The sequence below is a fragment of the Humidesulfovibrio sp. genome, assembly GCF_031082295.1.
In the GTDB taxonomy this organism is placed as follows: Bacteria; Desulfobacterota; Desulfovibrionia; order Desulfovibrionales; family Desulfovibrionaceae; genus Humidesulfovibrio.
On the sequence record NZ_JAVHLD010000066.1, the window covers coordinates 1 to 3433 of the forward strand.

General features: G+C 57.0%; 1 protein-coding gene and 2 pseudogenes. 1 reads left to right on the forward strand and 2 read right to left on the reverse strand.

Features of this window, described 5'->3' with window-relative positions; translation table 11 throughout:
* Together RDU24_RS15810 and RDU24_RS15815 are read right to left on the reverse strand one after the other, a co-directional pair.
* Positions 1–733, reverse strand: a pseudogene (locus RDU24_RS15810) (IS3 family transposase); the annotation flags it as partial.
* Between the two features lie 84 nt (positions 734–817).
* Positions 818–1288 (reverse strand): annotated as a pseudogene (locus RDU24_RS15815) (IS1595 family transposase); the annotation flags it as partial.
* Positions 1289–2163: 875 nt separating this feature from the next.
* On the opposite strand from RDU24_RS15815, the gene flgB reads away from it, so the two are divergent.
* Positions 2164–2574, forward strand: a complete 411-nt coding sequence (gene flgB, locus RDU24_RS15820) for a flagellar basal body rod protein FlgB (RefSeq protein ID WP_308736747.1) — start codon at positions 2164–2166, stop codon at positions 2572–2574.
* The last annotated feature ends 859 nt before the right edge of the window (positions 2575–3433 follow it).

Here is a 3433-nt window from a genome sequence, read left to right on the forward strand (position 1 = left end):
TAGCTTTTCCTGGCTTCTATGGCCGGGCTAAAGCGTGTAAAGGCGTCGACAATGGTCAGGATGCGCAGCCGAGTGCCATCAAAGAGCTGGTCGCTCATGAAGTCCATGGCCCAGACCTCATTCTGGCGCTTGGCTAACGTCCTGTCACTGCGCAGCTTGGCCGAGACCTTGCGCTTGGGCGTCTTGTTGCGCAGTTGCAGCCCCTCCAGGCAATACAGACGATGCACGCGCTTGGCGTTGATCACCCAACCTTCGCGGCGCAAGAGCACGTGGATGCGACGGTAGCCCCACCTGACCCTGGTCTCGGCTATCTCCCGGATCCTCTGCCGTAAAGCCGCCTGCGTGTCGCGCTTATGCCGATAGTACAGGCTGGACCGGGAGCCGCCCACGATGGCGCAGGCGCGCCGCATGCTCACTCCCCAGACCACCTGCAGGTGCTTCACCAGCTCGCGGCGAAACGCAGGCTTCATGACTTTCGGCGGATGACGTCCTGGAGCATCTCCTTGTCCAGGGCCAGGTCCGCCACCAGGCGCCGCAGGCGCTGGTTCTCCTCCTCAAGCTGCTTCAGGCGCTTCATCTCCGAAGGCATGAGCCCGCCGTACCTGTTGCGCCAGCGGTAGTACGTCTGGGCGGAGATGCCAGCCTTGCGACAAACCTCCTCCACTGACGTCCCTTCTTCGGCCTGGCGCAGGATGAGGGCGATCTGCGAATCCGTGAACCGCGACTTCTTCATGCGAAAATCCTCCGGTTCGGGGTTGGCCAAACCTAACTGAGAATTTTCTCACTTTGAATGGTCCAGGTTTCGGGGGGCAGGTCAGTGCTGAACCCGAAAATGCTTCTTGTAGCCGAGGTCCACGAGGCCGTTGTAGCTCATCCAGCCATCGGAGTGAATGACGCTTTCCAGGTCCACGCGCCCACGAATGATTGCCTGCAAGGTGGCCCTGGAAACGTCAGAGACGATCTGGGTGTAGACACAGCCATGCCGCTTGAATAAGCCGAAAACAATCGTCTTTTTCTTTGCGCCTCGACCTTTGACGCCCCGAACTCTTCGCGGTCCGAAGTAACTTTCGTCGACCTCGATTTCCCCTTTCACAGGGGATTCTTCCTCGCACGCCGCCGCGATGCGCTCCCGAATTCCGACAACGATTCGGTTCACCGTGTTGCGGTTGAGGCCTGTCACCTGGGCGAGCTGCGTGGCGGTCAGATCAATAACGAAAAGCTTCACTAACTGCCTGGTTTTCGCCTCTGAAATTTTCGAGCGGTGGATGTACTTGTTTTGTAGCGTCATTCCTAGGTTCCTACCAGCTCACTGGTGGCTTTCCTAGTCAAGAGCCAACAAAAAAACTTCAGAAACAACTTGGCGTATCCGGGGGGAATCATTCTCCCCGCGCCAACAGGTGGTTAAAAAGGGAGATGGGCGCAAAAGGACGGATGGTTCAGCATCGACCCGAACCCGCAAGTCTCACTCCCGCCCCAACGGGGCGGCTGACAAAGGCCCCTTCGGGGGCCTTCTCGTTTTTGTGTTCAAAAACGGGTACGGCGAGACCTCTCGCTTTTGTGGTCTAGCCGTGAAGGTAGAACTCTATAGCACCACCAGCACGGAGCATGGCGCCTAGGCGACGAACCTCTGGGCCACGCTACCGAGTACGAATCGGGCGATGCCCTTCTTTCCTCGGTTACCCGTGACGTCAAGGTTGGGGGCATCTTCAAAACCCGAGAGAATTTTCACACCGAAAGGCCCGAGGTTTCGGGAAGCAGGTCAGCGGTGGCTTCGCGAGTATATCTGGGCATGAAGGGTGCGCGCTTCAGTGCGCGGTCATTGTACGCAGCCCAGTGCGCACATGGGATGGCCGCGCGCCTTGACGCACCGTAAGACGTATTCGTGCGACGGCGAAGGGGAGCGACGTTTCCGCTCTAGCTCAGGGGTGCTTGCACTGACCTATCCCCCGCGGGGCGTGGATTGAAACATCAACAGGGTGGCCTCGGAAGCGTTGCCTGCCTGTCGAATGTCGAGACAAAATCGTGGCCGCCGCAGGATTCCGAATCTATGGCAAGTCACCCATATTGCAATACTAGAATGAGAATTGCATACCTTTGTGGTAGAGTTTTTGGGCCACGGATCAAACCCTGCCAGTTTCGACCCGCAAGCAAGGAGCCGCAACAATGGAACGTCTGTTTGGGAATCACATTCAAGTGATGGATAAAGTGCTGGACCTGCGTCTACAGCGTCAGAATGTTGTTATGAGCAACATCGCCAACGTGACCACGCGCAACTACAAACCGCGCAGCCTGGCCTTTGAGGAAGACCTGCAATCTGCGCTCAACCTGGACGCTCGTGGCAAGATGACCCGCACCGATGAGAGTCACCTGCCTTCGGAGTTTGACATCAACGGTTTCCAGGGGAAGGGTCTCACCGAATACAAACCCCGCGTAGTCTACGGTGAGGACGTGGTTGACCTGGACAAAGAGATGGCCGCCATGGCCAAGAACACGCTCATGTACAACGCCATCACCGATATCATCGCCAAGCAATTCTCCGGCATTCAGACCACGATTCAGGATGGGAGCAGATAGATGGTCTTTCTGAACAATCTCGGCATCAGCGTGACCTGCCTGTCCCTTTGCGGACCAGCGAAGATGAGTCTGTCGCAGCATGGCCGTGGGCATTGCCTCACGCAAGCACCCATGGCAGAATAGCTCGATCGGGCTTAAGGCGGACAAGGGTTGTTGACGGGAACAAGGGAACAAAGTAAATGAGCAGAATGTCAAAGCGAGCATGCTCACCATCGAACATCTTTTGCATAATGCTCGTTGCTGCGCTGCTTCTTTCTGCCTCTTTTGGGGTGCTCCCTGACCATCATGAGGTTTCTCCCCCTCTTTTTTCTGAGCACAGTCATGCCGGTGGCGTTGTGCACAGCCACCTGGAACATCCAGATGGCACAGTCGAGTACCCCCAAGCCTTAACAGCCAACGGGCAGGAACGTGGCCGATCCCTTGCGGGTGGTCATGCTTTTGGTGTCCGCTCTCGCCACGGTTTACTCCTTGAACGCCCTCCCGAATCCCTTCTGCTTTTTTCGTAATCAGGATCGTTAGCGTTTAGCTGACGCCTTCAACAAACGCACGCCTCCACGTCCGTCTCCTTGTTCCAAGCAGGGGGAACTGGCATATTTTCAAACAGGCATTTGGTGTTCAGCAATGCTGACCCTGTGCCTGTTGGCACTGCCTTCGCACTTGGCGAGATCGCAAGTGGCGGAGTAGAGCTTGGAGTCGCTCCGCAGTCGAAGCACACAGGAGGTTGGTATTGATGATAGCTCACCTGCGTGACCTCAGGATGGTTGGGGCCTTATGAAGCCACTCGCCAACATCCTGTCCTCGGCTCTGCTCTTCCGCAGGCAGCCGGGCCTGCTGCCCCAGACGCTGAACCTCTTCGTCA

Bases quoted from the DNA above. Each gene is read 5' to 3' on its own strand.
- flgB (WP_308736747.1), top strand. From the start codon at position 2,164: ATGGAACGTCTGTTTGGGAATCACATTCAAGTGATGGATAAAGTGCTG.